This window comes from Acidobacteriota bacterium, assembly GCA_012729555.1.
Classification (GTDB): Bacteria; Acidobacteriota; UBA6911; order UBA6911; family UBA6911; genus UBA6911.
Genome location: JAAYCX010000012.1, coordinates 26,875 through 40,587 on the forward strand (window position 1 = coordinate 26,875; position 13,713 = coordinate 40,587).

The following is a 13,713-nucleotide window of genomic DNA, read 5'->3' on the forward strand; positions in this document are numbered from 1 at the left end:
CAGAATTGAATCCCGCGGCCGCGGCCGGGCGGGGATGGCGCATGCCCGGCCGCGGCGTATCCTATACAAGGGAGACAACGGCGATGGCCAGAATCATCCAGGGAACACTCGACGCAAAAGGAAGTCGTTTTGCGGTCGTGATCAGCCGCTTCAATTCTTTCATCAGCGACCGCCTGCTTTCCGGCGCGCTCGACGCGCTGGAGCGCCACGGGGCCGCGCCCGATGATATCAGCGTGGTGTGGGTCCCGGGGAGTTTCGAGATCCCGCCGGTCGCCCGGAAGCTGGCGCTTTCCGGGAAACACGACGCCGTGATCTGTCTCGGTGCCCTCCTGCGGGGGGAAACCCCGCATTTCGACCACCTCTCCTCGACGGTCACCAAGGAGCTGGGCTCCATCGGGCTGGAAGCCGGGGTCCCGGTGATCAACGGGGTCCTGACCTGCAACACGATGGAACAGGCGGTGGACCGGGCCGGGCTGAAGACCGGAAACAAGGGGTTCGATGCGGCCGCCGCCGCCATCGAGATGGTCCAGGTGCTGAAGCGGCTCTAGCCGCGGCCGGAGCGGCGACTTTCCCCGGACGGTGGGTTCATGGGACATCGGAGAGTGGCGCGCGAATGCGCGCTTCAGATGCTATACGAACGGGATGTGGGCAGGCACTCCCCCGGGGAGATCCTGCGCAGCTACTGGACGATGAACGACCATCCGAAACGGGTGCGCGAATTCGCCGAGCAGCTGTTTACGGGGACTCTCGGCCGGGTGGACGAAATCGACGGGGTGATCCAGAGTCACGCCAAAAACTGGCGCCTGGTCCGGATGGCCGCCGTCGACCGGAACGTCCTGCGCCTGGCGGTCTACGAATTCCTCTCGGGAGGCACGACGCCGAACACGGTCATCATCAACGAAGCGCTGGAAATCGCCAAGAAGTTTTCGACCCATGAATCCGCCCAGTTCGTGAACGGGATCCTGGACAGCATCAAGAACCAATTGAACAGCGGGGGGCTGGCAAACCATGGAAAACCAGACTAATCTCCTCGAGCAGCGCCGCTTCAAGCTGGCGGAGCTCCAGCGCCTGGGATACGACCCCTATCCGCACCGGTTCGACTACACCCACACCCTGGGGCAGCTGCGCGCGGCCTTCGACCCCCTGGACGCCGCCGGCCTCGAGGAAAGAAAGGAAACCGTCCGGATCTGCGGCCGCATCATGTCCCTGCGCCCGCACGGCAAGGCGGGATTCCTGGACCTCGCCGAAGGCGAGCAGCGCGTTCAGGTATACGTCCGCCGCGACACGGCGGGAGAGGAGATGTTCGAGCTCTTCCGGCTGTTCGACCTCGGCGACATCATCGGGGCGGCCGGGACGGTCTTCCGCACCCGCACGGGCGAACTGACGCTGCTGGCCTCCCAGGTCTTCCACCTGTCCAAGAACCTGCAGCCGCTGCCCGAAAAGTGGCACGGGCTGACCGACGTGGAGACCCGGTTCCGCCAGCGCTACGTCGACCTCATCATGAATCCCGGGGTCCGCGAGGTCTTCGTCAGGCGCAGCGCCGTCATCCGGGAGATCCGCCGCTACCTCGACAAGCGGGGGTACATGGAGGTGGAGACGCCGGTGCTGCAGACCATCGCGGGGGGGGCGCTGGCGCGCCCGTTCCGGACGCATCACAACGCCCTGGACATCGACCTCTACCTCCGCATCTCCCTGGAACTCCACCTCAAGCGCCTCGTCGTGGGGGGGATCCCCAGGGTCTACGAACTGAGCCGCATCTTCCGGAACGAGGGGATCTCCTCGCACCACAACCCCGAGTTCACCATGCTGGAGTTCTACCAGGCCTACAGCGACTACAACGACCTGATGGACATGTCCGAGGAGATGATCACCCGGATCGCCGAAACCGTGACCGGCTCGCGCCAGGTCCGGTACGGGGAGCACCTGCTCGATTTCGACCGCTGGCAGCGGATGACGATGAAGGAAGCGACCTTCAGGTTCTGGCCCGCTGCGGTCCCCGCCCCCGCCGAGGGGGACTTCCAATCGGTCGACAGGCTGCGGGCGCTCGCGGAGGCGGTCGGCGCCCGGCCCGAACCCTCCGACGGCCCGGGAAAACTGACGGCCCTCCTGTTCGAGACGGTGGCGGAGGAACACCTGATCCAGCCGACGATCATTTACGATCACCCCGCGGAGGTCTCCCCGCTGTCGAAGACCAAACCGGGCGACCCCGACACCGCCGAGCGCTTCGAGCTCTACATCGCCGGCATGGAAATCGCCAACGCCTATTCGGAGCTGAACGACCCGGCCGAGCAGAAGGCGCGGTTCGAGGAGCAGCTGCTCGCGCGCGACCGCGGCGACGAGGAAGCCCATGGCATGGACCAGGACTACATCCGCGCCCTCGGCTACGGGATGCCCCCCACGGCGGGTGAAGGGATCGGTATCGACCGCCTGGCCATGGTGCTGACCGACTCCCCGTCGATCCGCGACGTCATCCTGTTCCCGCTCCTGAGGCCCGAACCGGCGGCCGACGAGTGACGGCGTGCGGATGAAGACCGGGAGGCGGGCATTCCCCACGACCCGAGGGCGCGGCCTATGAAGTTCGAACTGTTCATCGCCCTGCGGTACCTCAGGGAAAAACGGAAACAGACCCTGATTTCCGTGATCTCGATCCTGTCCGTGGCGGGGATCGCGGCCGGAGTGATGGCCCTCGTCATCGCCCTGGCCCTCTCCACCGGGTTCAAGGAAGACATCCAGGACAAGATCCTGGGCGCCACTCCCGCCGTCAACCTCTTCCGGATCGACGGCATGCCCGTCGCCGACCCCGACGCCCTGCTCGCCCGGGTCGGCAGCATCGACGGGGTGACGGCGAGCGCCCCCGCGATCCTCAAACAGGTGCTCGTTTCGAGCGCCTACTCCAACCAGGGGGCGGCGCTCAAGGGGGTGGACCCGGAGCGGGAAGCGGCCGTTTCCGAATTCTTCGCCCGCATCCTGGGGAATGACCCGCGCGCCCTGGACCGCCCGCCGGCCGGCCCCGGCGACGGGGGCAGGACACCGCCCGACAGGATCTTCATCGGCAAGGAAATGGCGCGCACGCTCCAGGTGGGTACGGGGGATACGCTGCGCGTCTTCAACCCCCTGGGGCGGCTGACGCCGTTCGGAATGACGGTTTCCGAAAAGACCCTCGAGGTGGCCGGGGTTTTCGATTCCGGCCTCTGGGACATCGACGCCAACTGGGCCTATATCCATATAGACGCCGCGCGCCGGCTGTTCGCCCACTCCCCCGGCTCCGCCCTCCTGGTCCAGTTCGGGATCGAGGATCTCGACAGCGCCCAGACGATGGCGGACGCGATCCGCCGCCGGGCGGGGGACGACTATGCGACTTCGACCTGGATCGAGCTCAACCGGCCGCTCTTTTCCGCACTCAAGCTGGAAAAAATCGCCCTCTTCATCACCATCGGGCTGATCGTTTTCGTCGCCTCGCTCAATATCGTGACCACGCTGATCATGATGGTGCTCGAAAAGCAGCGCGATATCGCCATCCTCGCCGCGATGGGGGCCACGGCCGACAACATCCAGCGCGTCTTCCGGTTCCAGGGGCTCATCATAGGGGTGACGGGGACCGCCCTGGGGAGCGTGCTGGGCGTCCTGGCGAGCTGGATGCTGGACCATTTCCGGCTGATCCGGCTGGAGGCCGCCATCTACAGCATCCCCTACGTCCCCTTTCACGTCCGCGCGTGGGACGTCGCCCTCATCTCGGCCACGGCCATAGCCATCAGCTTCCTGGCCACGATCTACCCGGCGCGCAGCGCGTCGAAACTGGACCCGGTGGAGGCGCTGCGCTATGAGTAGGCTGCTCGAGGCCCGCGACCTCCACAAGAGCTACCCCTCGGGCGCGGGACGCCTCGAGATCCTGTCGGGACTCTCCCTGACGGTGGAGACGGGAGAGATGGTCGCCGTGACCGGCGTCTCCGGATCGGGCAAGAGCACCCTGCTGCACCTCGTGGGGGGAATGGACCGGCCGGACCGGGGAACGGTCCGGATCCTGGGCGGGGAGATCACGGCGCTCGCGGCGAAGGACCTGGCCGCCTTCAGGAACCGGACCATAGGCTTCGTCTTCCAGTTCCACCACCTCCTCCCCGAATTCACGGCGCTCGAAAACGTCTCGATGCCGCTCCTGCTCCGGGGAACGCCCCCGGCGGAGGCGACCGGCGCCGCCGGGGAGCTGCTCCGGGAAGTGGGGCTCGGTGAACGCCGCCGCCACCGTCCGGGGGAACTCTCCGGGGGGGAGCAGCAGCGGGTGGCGCTGGCCCGCGCCCTCGTCGGACGGCCGCGCCTCCTGCTGGCCGACGAACCGACGGGCAACCTGGACCCCCACACCGGCCTGGCGATGGCCGACCTCCTCCTGGCGCTTCATGAATCTCACGGCCTGACATCCCTCGTCGTCACCCACAACGAGCGCCTGGCCGATGTCTGCTCCCGCCGCTGCCGCCTGGAAAACGGCGTACTGACGGACAGTTAGGGCCCCCGCCCGCCTCAATCCGTTTGCGGTTGCCGGGGTCTGTCCGTATAATGATCCATAGCCACCGGAAAACGGGCGGACGTCGGGAGGGCGGGCGTCTATGTTCGAGAAATACACCGAAAAGGCCCGAAGGGTCATCTTCTTCGCGCGCTACGAGGCCAGCCAGTTCGGCAGCAGCCGCATCGAGACGGAGCATCTTCTGTTGGGCCTCATCCGCGAGGACAAAGGCCTGACCAGCCGCTTCCTCCCGGGCCCCGAGTCCACCCTCCAGGACCTCCGGAAGGAAATCGAGGGGCGCACCCTGGTGCGCGACAGGGTCTCGACCTCGGTGGACCTCCCCTTCTCGGAAGAAAGCAAGCGGGTGCTCCAGATCGCGGCGGAGGAAGCGCGCACTCTCGCCCACCGCCATATCGGAACCGAGCATCTCCTGCTGGGGCTTCTGGCCGAGGAGCGGTCGGTGGCGGCCGAAATCCTGCGCGAGCGCGGCCTGCGCCCGGGCCTGATCCGCGAGGAGCTCCTCCGGGCCGGTGCCGAGCGGCAGGCGCCCCCCCGCCCCAAGGAGCCGCTCACCCTGACGGAATTCTCCCGCGACCTCACCGAGGCCGCCGAGGCGGACCGCCTCGATCCCCTCATCGGCCGGGAGGAGGAAATCGAGCGGATGGTCCAGATCCTGTGCCGGCGCACCAAGAACAACCCGGTGCTGATCGGGGAGCCGGGCGTCGGGAAAACGGCCATCGTCGAGGGCCTGGCCCAGAGGATCGCCTCGGGCCGGGTGCCGCGCGGGCTCCGGGACAAGAGAATCCTCGCCCTGGACCTGTCGCTGGTGGTGGCCGGGACGAAATACCGCGGCCAGTTCGAGGAGCGGATGAAGGTCCTCCTCAAGGAGCTGGCCGAGAACCGGGAATTCATAGTCTTCGTCGACGAAGTGCACACCCTGATGGGGGCGGGCTCGGCGGAAGGCTCGCTCGACGCCGCCAACATCCTGAAGCCGGCGCTGTCCCGGGGGGAGATCCAGTGCATCGGTTCGACCACCCCCCGCGAATACGCGCGCTCGATCGAAAAGGACCGGTCGCTGGAGCGCCGTTTCCAGTCGGTCAGGGTGGCACCCCCTTCGGAGGAGGAAACCGTCGGCATCCTCAGGGGGATCCGGGACAGGTACGAATCGTTCCACGGGCTCCAGTACACGGAGGAGGCGCTCGAAACCGCCGTATACCTCTCCAGCCGCTACATTTCCGACCGCTTCCTGCCCGACAAGGCCATCGACGTCATCGACGAGGCGGGAGCGCGGGTCAAGTTGCGGACCGATTCGGCGCCCCGGGAGGAATCGCCCCCGGGGGCGCGCGCCGGAAGCCCCGAGGGGGAGGGGATGCGGATCTTCCGGGAAAGCTGGCAGATCCGGACCATCCCGCCCCCCGAGGTGACCCGGGGAGACATCGAACAGGTCGTCGCCCGGTGGACGGGAATACCCGTATCCGCCATCCGGGAGGAGGAGGGCGCCCGGCTGCTGCGGATGGAGGAAGAACTCCACCGGCGCGTCATCAGCCAGGACCGCGCCATCAACGCCCTGTCCAGGGCCATCCGGCGCTCGCGGGCCGGGCTGAAATCCCCCGGGCGCCCCGTGGGGTCCTTCCTGTTTCTCGGCCCCACGGGCGTGGGGAAAACCGAAACGGCCCGGGCGCTGGCCGCCTTCCTGTTCGGCAGCGAGAGTTCCATGGTCCGGCTGGACATGTCCGAATACATGGAAAAGCATTCCGTATCCCGCCTGATCGGCTCCCCGCCGGGATACGTGGGGCACGAGGAGGGGGGGCAGCTGACCGAAAAGATCAAACGCCACCCCTACTCGGTCCTGCTCCTGGACGAGATGGAAAAGGCCCACCCGGACGTTTCGAACATCCTGCTGCAGGTCTTCGAGGACGGCCGGCTGACCGATTCGCACGGCAACACGGTCGATTTCAAAAACAGCCTCATCATCATGACCTCGAACATCGGGGCGCGCCTGCTCGAAAAAGGGGGGCCCGTGGGCTTCCGCGCGGGGGACGAATCCCCCATGCGGAGCACCGAGGACCGGATCCACGACGAGGTCCGGCGGGTCTTCAACCCCGAATTTCTCAACCGGATCGACGAAATCCTCTTCTTCGACCCGCTCGGCGACGACGACCTGGAAAGGATCGTCGACCTGCTGATCGGGACGACCAACGAGGCCCTCGCCCGGAAGGGGCTCTCCATCGCGCTCCGGCCCGAAGCCAGGAGATGGATCGTGGAGCGAACCTGCCGCGACCGCACCTACGGGGCCCGCCCCCTCGGCCGGGCGATCCGGAAATACATCGAGGACCCGCTTGCGGAAGCCCTCATCCGCGACCGTATCGGGGCGTGTTCCGCCATTGAAATCGTCCTCATCGACGACGCCCTCCACTGTCTCCCCGCCGGCCATCCCACCGCCGCCGCCTGGAAGCTCTGAAGCCTCCGGCCCGAAAAATAATTGAACGCCGGGCCGCAAGTGGAGTCTATAGGCAGGGATCCGGTCCGCGCGGGTATCGGTGCGGGAAACGGGGACCGCAGGCACTGATACTGGATTTCGGCCGCCGTTTTATCTAAGATAGGGGGTCTGAACATACGGGGGACTTCCACGCGGCGGAGGATGGATGGCAAGAACGGCTAAGTGCGGGATCTGCATCGTCGGGTTCCTTTTGTTGGGTCTCGCGGCCTACGGGCAGCAGACCGCCGACGTCACGACGGTCGAGCGGGTGGACATCCGGGGCAACCGGCGGATTCCCGAAGACACGATCCGCGCCTCGATCATTCAAACGCGTCCGGGAGAGCCCTTCGACGCGGCGCGGGTGGAGTTCGACCTGCGCTCCCTCTACCGGACCAATTATTTCGAAAACCTGGAAGTGCAGGAAAAGGACGGGGACATCGGGAAAATCGTCACCTTCATCGTCAAGGAAAAGCCGCTCGTCCGCTCCATAGAGTATACCGGGAACAAGTCCTTCACCGAATCGGACATCCTGGAGGCCTTCAAGGAAAAGAAGCTCGGGCTCACCGTGGACAGCCAGTACGACCCCGTCAAGATCAAGATGGCCGAACGCATCCTGCGGGACCTCCTGCTGCAGAACGGCAAGCCGCTGGGATCGGTCCGTTCCGATGTCGAGACCATCCCCCCGTACAGCGTGCGGGTGCGCTTCACCGTCGACGAGGGGGCCAACGTCCGCATCGGCGAGATCCGCTTCACCGGGAACAAGGTTTTCAGCGACAAGAAGCTCCAGAAAGCCCTCGAGCTCACCAAGGAACGCAACATGGTCACCATGTTCAAGGGGACCGACAAATACCACCGGGAGAAGCTGGAATACGACATCGAAACGAACCTGAAGGCGTTTTACCAGGAACATGGATACATGCAGGTCCAGGTGGGAACCCCCATCGTCCGGATCTTCGAGGGCCCCCGCGGCATCATCCCGCTGCTGAGAAAGACACGCGAGCAGTTTTTCATCGAAATCCCCATCGACGCCGGCGACCAGTTCCGGCTGGGGAAGCTCGAACTCAAGGAGTGCGGGATCCTGAACTGCGAAGCGCTCGCGCGCGCCTTCGAAATGAAGAGCGGAGACGTCGTCAACTTCAAGAAGATCCGGGACACCCTGGACGAGATCAAGAAACTCTACGGCAACCTCGGGCACATCAATTTTTCCTACATCCCCGAGGCGGACTACGACAACGTCAACAAGACCTATGACCTGACCCTGACCATGCAGCCCGACAAGGGGTTCTTCGTCCGGCGGATCAACTTTCTCGGAAACACCAAGACGCGGGACAAGGTCATGCGCCGGGAATTCATCCTGGAGGAGGGGAAAGTCTTCAGCAGCGCCGCCCTGGACAACTCGATCCTCCGCCTGAACCAGCTGGGCTTTTTCGACCGGATCGAGGAAACCGACTACCAGGTCAAACCGGACGAAAAGGCCGGCTCGGTCGACGTCGACGTGACCGTGAAGGAAAAGAGCCAGCAGTCGATCGGGTTCACCGGCGGCGTCAGCGGGATCTCCGGCAGCTTCATCGGGCTCAACTATTCGACCAACAACTTCCTCGGGCGGGGGGAATCGATCGAGGTGAGCATCGTCGGGGGGACGCGCCAGACCAACTTCGTCGTGTCCTTCGTCGAGCCTTACCTTTTCGACACCCGCTGGAGAATGGGCCTGTCGCTTTTCAACCAGCGCTACCGCTACGACACCTACTCCACCTTCGGGCTGACCGATTACTCCGGAGAGGCCGAGGAGTTGTTCACCCAGAAGATGACGGGCACCCAGATCTCCCTGGACCGGCGCCTCTCCCGCTCGTTCTGGACGGTGGGGAGCGGCTACACCTTTCAGAACATCGGTGTCAGCAACATCGCACCCGGTTTCGAGACCTTCGCGCTGGGGCAGTTCACGGGGTATGCCGCGGGGGACGCGACCGACGCGCTGGAAGGCATCATCCGGAGCGAGATCTCCCCGTTCGTGCGTTACAGCTCCGCCAACGCCTATTTCAACGCCACGCGCGGCACCGAGTTCCGGCTGTCCACCGCCATCGCCGGGGGCATCCTGGGGGGGGACTTCAACATGATCCGCCCGGTGGTGGAGTACCGGCGCTTCATCACCGACCGGTGGCTGAGCGGCGGGCGCAACGTCTTCGCCCTCAACGCACAGTTCCAGTACATCCGGTCGTACGGCGACTCGAGCGTCCCCTTCTTCGACCGTTTCTTCATCGGGGGGGAGAACACCGTCCGGGGTTTCGATATCCGTTCGATCAGCCCCATCGCCGTCACCTCGACCCGGCAGTTCGACCCCATGGGCAACCCGATCATCGACCTGAACACGGGACTGCCCAAAACGGTGCAGTCGCAACCTTTCGCCGTGGGCGGAGACACCGTCGGAATCCTGAACTTCGAATACCGTATCCCCGTGGCCGGTCCGCTGTCGGTGGCGGCCTTCTACGACCTGGGTCTGGCCCGGGCCAGCCACAAGGAGTCGCTCGGGGACTTCGGCGCCAGCAGAGTGGACATCATCGGATCGACCAACGACACCCTGCGCGGATCGACGGGACTGGAGGTGCAGTTTGTCCTCCCCGTGGTCAGCGCCCCGTTCCGGCTGATCTTCGCCTACAACCCGCAGCGGCTCGACGAATCGATCACCACCACCAACGGCACGTTCAGGATCAATGAACCGAAAAAGGACATCAAGTTCACAGTGGGCCGCAGCTTCTGATTCCGCTTTGTCGCCGGCGGGAACTGTAGTAAATTGCCAGTTTTCGAATCCGCCCGGAATCATTTTGGAGAAATTCACAGGATTCACCAGGGCTTTCCCTGCTGAATGATAAGGAGAACAGATTCCATGAGCCGATCAGCACTCAACATCCTTTTTGCCGCACTCCTGCTGCCGACCCTGGCCGCCGCCCAGACGCCCGCGCCGGCGGCCGCGGCCGCCGGCGCCCCGGTCAAGATAGCCTGGGTCAATATGGACCAGGCCATCCTCACCTGCGACGAGGGCGCCAGGATGTACGCCGAAATCCAGCAGTTCATCGAGTCGAAAAACACCGAACTGGACAAGCTGCGCGCCGAGTCGGAAAGCCTCCGGACCAAGCTGAACGTCCAGGGCTCCAAGCTGACCGACGAGGCGCGGCTGGAACTGGAGCAGCAGGCCGAGGTCAAGGATACCCAGCTGCAGCGTTTCCAGCAGGACACCCAGAGGGACATCAACAGCCGCCGGGACCGCATGACCAACACCATCGGCAAGCGGATGGTGGACGTCGTCGAGAAGGTGGCCAAGGCCCGCGGGCTCGACGCGATTCTCCTTTACAACCCGGCGCGCGACATCTGGATCAACGCCGAAAACCCCGCGCTGAACGTGACGGAGGACATCGTGAAAGCCTATAACCAGGCGTACCCGGCGAGCGCGCCCAAGATCCCCGCCAAGCAGTAGGGGCGTGGCGGCCGTATGAAGGAGCCGGCTTCCCCCCCGACCCCCCGCAAGCGGCGGCGGCCATCCGGGGGGGAGGCCGATCGGAGAATGCCATGGACAGCGGCGGCCCGGTCAGGGATATTCGCGAAATCCTCAAGGTTCTGCCCCAGCGCTACCCCTTCCTGCTGGTCGACCGGATTCTGGAGACGGACGGATCCACCTACATGGTGGGGCTCAAGAACGTCACCATCAACGAGCCCTTCTTCCAGGGACACTTTCCGGATCATCCCGTCATGCCCGGAGTCCTGCTGGTGGAGGCGCTCGCCCAGGTCGGGGTCGCGCTCCTGCTGGGAAACCACCCGGACCGGGAGTCCAGGCTGGTGTACTTTTCGGGAATCGACAAGTGCCGATTCCGTCATCCCGTCGTTCCGGGAGACCAGCTCCGAATTGAAGTGAACGTCCTCAAACAGAGGGACCGCTACTACAGGATGAAGGGACAGGCGTTCGTCGAAAGCGGCCTGGCGGTCGAAGCGGAACTTTCCTGCTCCCTCGTCGACCGCCCCTGATTCCGTTCGCGGGTTCCCGTTTTGCCGCCGGACCGGAAGAGTCCGGCACCTCTTGCCGGAATTGTCATGCCCATACACCCGACAGCCATCGTTGACGGTTCGTGCGACATCGCCCCCGACGCCCTCATCGGCCCCTATTGCGTCATCGGCCCCCGGACGCGCCTGGGGCCCGGTTGCGTCCTCGATTCCCACGTCGTCATCCACGGGCATACGACCGTCGGGGAGAGATGCCGCTTTTACAGCCACTGTTCGGTCGGCGCCGACCCCCAGGACCTGAAATACCGGGGGGAGGAAACGTTCCTCCGGATAGGGGACGACAACGTCTTCCGCGAGTTCGTCAGCCTCCACCGGGGCACACGGGGGGGGCACGGCGTCACGGTGATCGGCAGCGGCAATTTCGCCATGGCCTACAGCCACGTGGCGCACGACTGCGTGGTGGGGGACGGGGTCATCATGGCCAACGCCGCCACCCTGGCCGGTCACGTCACCGTCGGCGATCACGCCACCGTGGGCGCCTTTTCCGCCGTGCACCAGTTCTGCCGGGTGGGCCCCCACGCCTTCATCGGGGGTTTTTCCGTCGTCACCCGGGACGCCCTCCCCTACATCAAGACGGTGGGCGAACGGAACCACGCCCGGATCTACGGCATCAACGCCCTCGGGCTCGAGCGCAAGGGCTTTTCCGCGGAGACCATCCGCGAACTGAAGCACGCCTACCGCATCTGCTTCCGCTCGCGGATGAACACGGGGGAAGCGCTTGCAAAATTGCGGGAACAGGAGTGGTCGGCGCCTGAAGTGGCGCTGCTGGTCACCTTCATCGAAAGCTCCGAGCGGGGATTCATCCGCTGAGGCCTCCGGAACCGGGACGCACCATTGACAGACGCCAAGGAAAAATTCGGGCTGATCGCGGGTAACGGCCGCTTCCCCTTCCTGGTCACCGAGTCGGCCCGGAGGCGGGGCCTGGACATGGTCGTCGCCGCCATCCGGGAGGAGGCCGACCCGGAGATCGAATCGTGCGGATACCCCGTTCACTGGCTGGGGCTGGGACAGCTGGGCACCCTCATCCGGATCTTCAGGCGATCGGGGGTCCGCAGGGCCATCATGGCCGGCCAGGTCAGGCACGCGCAGATCTTCGGCCCTTCCTTCCCCGACCTGACCATGATCCGCATGCTCGCCGGGCTCCGGCAGAAAAACACCGACGCCCTGATCGGGGGGGTCGCCAGGGTGCTCGAGGAGGCCGGGATCACCCTCGTCAACAGTTCGATCCTGCTCGAACCCCACCTCCCCGCCCCCGGGACCCTGACCTCGCGCGCGCTCACCGCATCGGAACGGGCGGACGTGGATTACGGCCGCCCCCTGGCACGGCGGATCGCCGCGATGGATATCGGGCAGACCATCGTGGTCCGGGACCGGGCCGTGGTCGCCGTGGAGGCCATGGAGGGGACGGATGCCGTCATCCGGCGCGCGGGGCGGCTGGGAAACAGGACGAACCTGACCGTGATCAAGGTCAGCAAGCCCGCGCAGGACATGCGCTTCGACATTCCCGTCGTCGGGCTCGAGACCATCAGGAACATGGCCGAGTGCGGCGCCACGGCCCTGTGCATCGATGCCGGGCGCACCCTGCTGTTCGACCGGGAAGAAGTCGTGGCCGCCGCGGACCGGCACGGCATCGCGATCGTTTCCCTGCCGGAGGCGGAGTGAGCGGGACCGTGCACGGGCGTCAATCATCCATCGCCAGGAGCGTATCCATGGACAGGATTCGGGTAGGAGTTGTGGGAGTCGGGGCGCTGGGACAGCACCATGCCAGGGTTTACGCCACCCTCCCGGAGGCGGAACTCGTGGGCGTCGTCGATCCCCACCCGGGCCGGGCGGAGGCCGTGGCCCGCCCCCTGGGGACGGCCGTCTTCCCCAATCACCGCGATCTCTTCGGCAGGGTGGACGCCGTGAGCATCGCCACCCCCACCCTGCTCCACGCCGAAATCGGGGCCGAGTTCCTGCGGGAAGGGGTGCACGTCCTGGTGGAGAAACCGATCGCCCCCTCGCTCGAGGCGGCGGACCTGCTCATCCGGACGGCGGAGCGGAACGGCCGGGTCCTCCAGGTCGGGCACCTGGAGCGCTTCAACCCGGCGGTGATCGAGCTGCGCAGGATAGTGCACAACCCGCGCTTCTTCGAGGCCCACCGGATGGGGCTGTTCTCCCCCCGCAGCCTCGATATCGACGTCATCCTCGACCTGATGATCCACGACCTGGACATCATCGGACTGCTGGTCCCCTCCCCCGTGGCGGAGGTCAGCGCGGTGGGGATCGCCATCCTGAGCCGACGGATCGACATCGCCAACACCCGCCTCCGGTTCGAGAACGGCTGCGTCGCCAACATCACCGCCAGCCGGGTCTCGATGGAAAAGATCCGCAAGCTGCGCCTCTTTCAGCGGCAGGAATACATCTCGCTCGATTACACGCGGCAGGACCTGTCGGTGTTCCAGCTCGACCGCAAGGGGGGGAGCGCCATCCCCGAAATCGCGGGGCGGACCCTCACCCCCGAACGGCAGGAACCGCTCCAGCTGGAGCTCCGCGCTTTTCTGCGCGCCGCCCGGGGGCTCGGACCGGTCGAGTGCAGCGGGGCGGAGGGGCGGGGGGCGCTTGCGCTGGCGCTGGCGATCCTCGAGAAGGCCGAGGCGGCCCAGGCCCATGAAATTGACAGGAATTAGGAGCCTTTCCTATACTTCAG

The 13,713-nt window shown here is 65.6% G+C and carries 12 protein-coding genes; all 12 read left to right on the forward strand.

What is annotated here, in order from left to right; genetic code table 11:
- Positions 1-83 precede the first annotated feature (83 nt).
- Positions 84-548, forward strand: coding sequence for a 6,7-dimethyl-8-ribityllumazine synthase (locus GXY47_03060; GenBank protein NLV30110.1), 465 nt, complete (start codon positions 84-86; stop codon positions 546-548).
- 39 nt (positions 549-587) lie between these two features.
- Positions 588-1,025: a transcription antitermination factor NusB gene (gene nusB / locus GXY47_03065; protein ID NLV30111.1), complete on the forward strand. Its 438-nt coding sequence runs from the start codon at positions 588-590 to the stop codon at positions 1,023-1,025.
- The gene (lysS, locus tag GXY47_03070; GenBank protein NLV30112.1) at positions 1,009-2,514 is read left to right on the forward strand and encodes a lysine--tRNA ligase; all 1,506 of its coding nucleotides are present in this window, start codon (positions 1,009-1,011) and stop codon (positions 2,512-2,514) included. Before nusB ends, lysS begins: the two co-directional genes overlap by 17 nt.
- 57 nt (positions 2,515-2,571) lie before the next feature.
- Entirely contained in the window at positions 2,572-3,828 is a 1,257-nt protein-coding gene (locus GXY47_03075; GenBank protein NLV30113.1) for an ABC transporter permease, read from the forward strand.
- Positions 3,821-4,498 (forward strand): ABC transporter ATP-binding protein, encoded by a 678-nt coding sequence (locus tag GXY47_03080; protein ID NLV30114.1) that lies wholly within the window; start codon positions 3,821-3,823, stop codon positions 4,496-4,498. Before GXY47_03075 ends, GXY47_03080 begins: the two co-directional genes overlap by 8 nt.
- A 100-nt stretch (positions 4,499-4,598) precedes the next feature.
- Positions 4,599-6,956, forward strand: coding sequence for an ATP-dependent Clp protease ATP-binding subunit (locus GXY47_03085; GenBank protein NLV30115.1), 2,358 nt, complete (start codon positions 4,599-4,601; stop codon positions 6,954-6,956).
- Positions 6,957-7,140: 184 nt separating this feature from the next.
- Positions 7,141-9,729, forward strand: coding sequence for an outer membrane protein assembly factor BamA (gene bamA, locus GXY47_03090; protein ID NLV30116.1), 2,589 nt, complete (start codon positions 7,141-7,143; stop codon positions 9,727-9,729).
- Between the two features lie 126 nt (positions 9,730-9,855).
- Positions 9,856-10,443 carry an OmpH family outer membrane protein gene (locus tag GXY47_03095; GenBank protein NLV30117.1) on the forward strand — a complete coding sequence of 196 codons (588 nt, stop codon included), beginning with the start codon at positions 9,856-9,858 and terminating at the stop codon, positions 10,441-10,443.
- A gap of 92 nt (positions 10,444-10,535) precedes the next feature.
- Positions 10,536-10,988, forward strand: coding sequence for a 3-hydroxyacyl-ACP dehydratase FabZ (gene fabZ, locus GXY47_03100; GenBank protein NLV30118.1), 453 nt, complete (start codon positions 10,536-10,538; stop codon positions 10,986-10,988).
- Positions 10,989-11,054: 66 nt separating this feature from the next.
- Positions 11,055-11,834 carry an acyl-ACP--UDP-N-acetylglucosamine O-acyltransferase gene (gene lpxA / locus GXY47_03105; protein ID NLV30119.1) on the forward strand — a complete coding sequence of 260 codons (780 nt, stop codon included), beginning with the start codon at positions 11,055-11,057 and terminating at the stop codon, positions 11,832-11,834.
- Between the two features lie 24 nt (positions 11,835-11,858).
- Positions 11,859-12,686 (forward strand): LpxI family protein, encoded by an 828-nt coding sequence (locus GXY47_03110; GenBank protein ID NLV30120.1) that lies wholly within the window; start codon positions 11,859-11,861, stop codon positions 12,684-12,686.
- 47 nt (positions 12,687-12,733) lie between these two features.
- Positions 12,734-13,693, forward strand: coding sequence for a Gfo/Idh/MocA family oxidoreductase (locus GXY47_03115; protein NLV30121.1), 960 nt, complete (start codon positions 12,734-12,736; stop codon positions 13,691-13,693).
- Positions 13,694-13,713: the final 20 nt, after the last annotated feature.

Bases quoted from the DNA above. Each gene is read 5' to 3' on its own strand.
- GXY47_03085 (NLV30115.1), top strand. From the start codon at position 4,599: ATGTTCGAGAAATACACCGAAAAGGCCCGAAGGGTCATCTTCTTCGCG.
- GXY47_03115 (NLV30121.1), top strand. From the start codon at position 12,734: ATGGACAGGATTCGGGTAGGAGTTGTGGGAGTCGGGGCGCTGGGACAG.
- GXY47_03075 (NLV30113.1), top strand. From the start codon at position 2,572: ATGAAGTTCGAACTGTTCATCGCCCTGCGGTACCTCAGGGAAAAACGG.
- GXY47_03095 (NLV30117.1), top strand. From the start codon at position 9,856: ATGAGCCGATCAGCACTCAACATCCTTTTTGCCGCACTCCTGCTGCCG.
- bamA (NLV30116.1), top strand. From the start codon at position 7,141: ATGGCAAGAACGGCTAAGTGCGGGATCTGCATCGTCGGGTTCCTTTTG.
- lpxA (NLV30119.1), top strand. From the start codon at position 11,055: ATGCCCATACACCCGACAGCCATCGTTGACGGTTCGTGCGACATCGCC.
- fabZ (NLV30118.1), top strand. From the start codon at position 10,536: ATGGACAGCGGCGGCCCGGTCAGGGATATTCGCGAAATCCTCAAGGTT.
- lysS (NLV30112.1), top strand. From the start codon at position 1,009: ATGGAAAACCAGACTAATCTCCTCGAGCAGCGCCGCTTCAAGCTGGCG.
- GXY47_03080 (NLV30114.1), top strand. From the start codon at position 3,821: ATGAGTAGGCTGCTCGAGGCCCGCGACCTCCACAAGAGCTACCCCTCG.
- GXY47_03060 (NLV30110.1), top strand. From the start codon at position 84: ATGGCCAGAATCATCCAGGGAACACTCGACGCAAAAGGAAGTCGTTTT.
- nusB (NLV30111.1), top strand. From the start codon at position 588: ATGGGACATCGGAGAGTGGCGCGCGAATGCGCGCTTCAGATGCTATAC.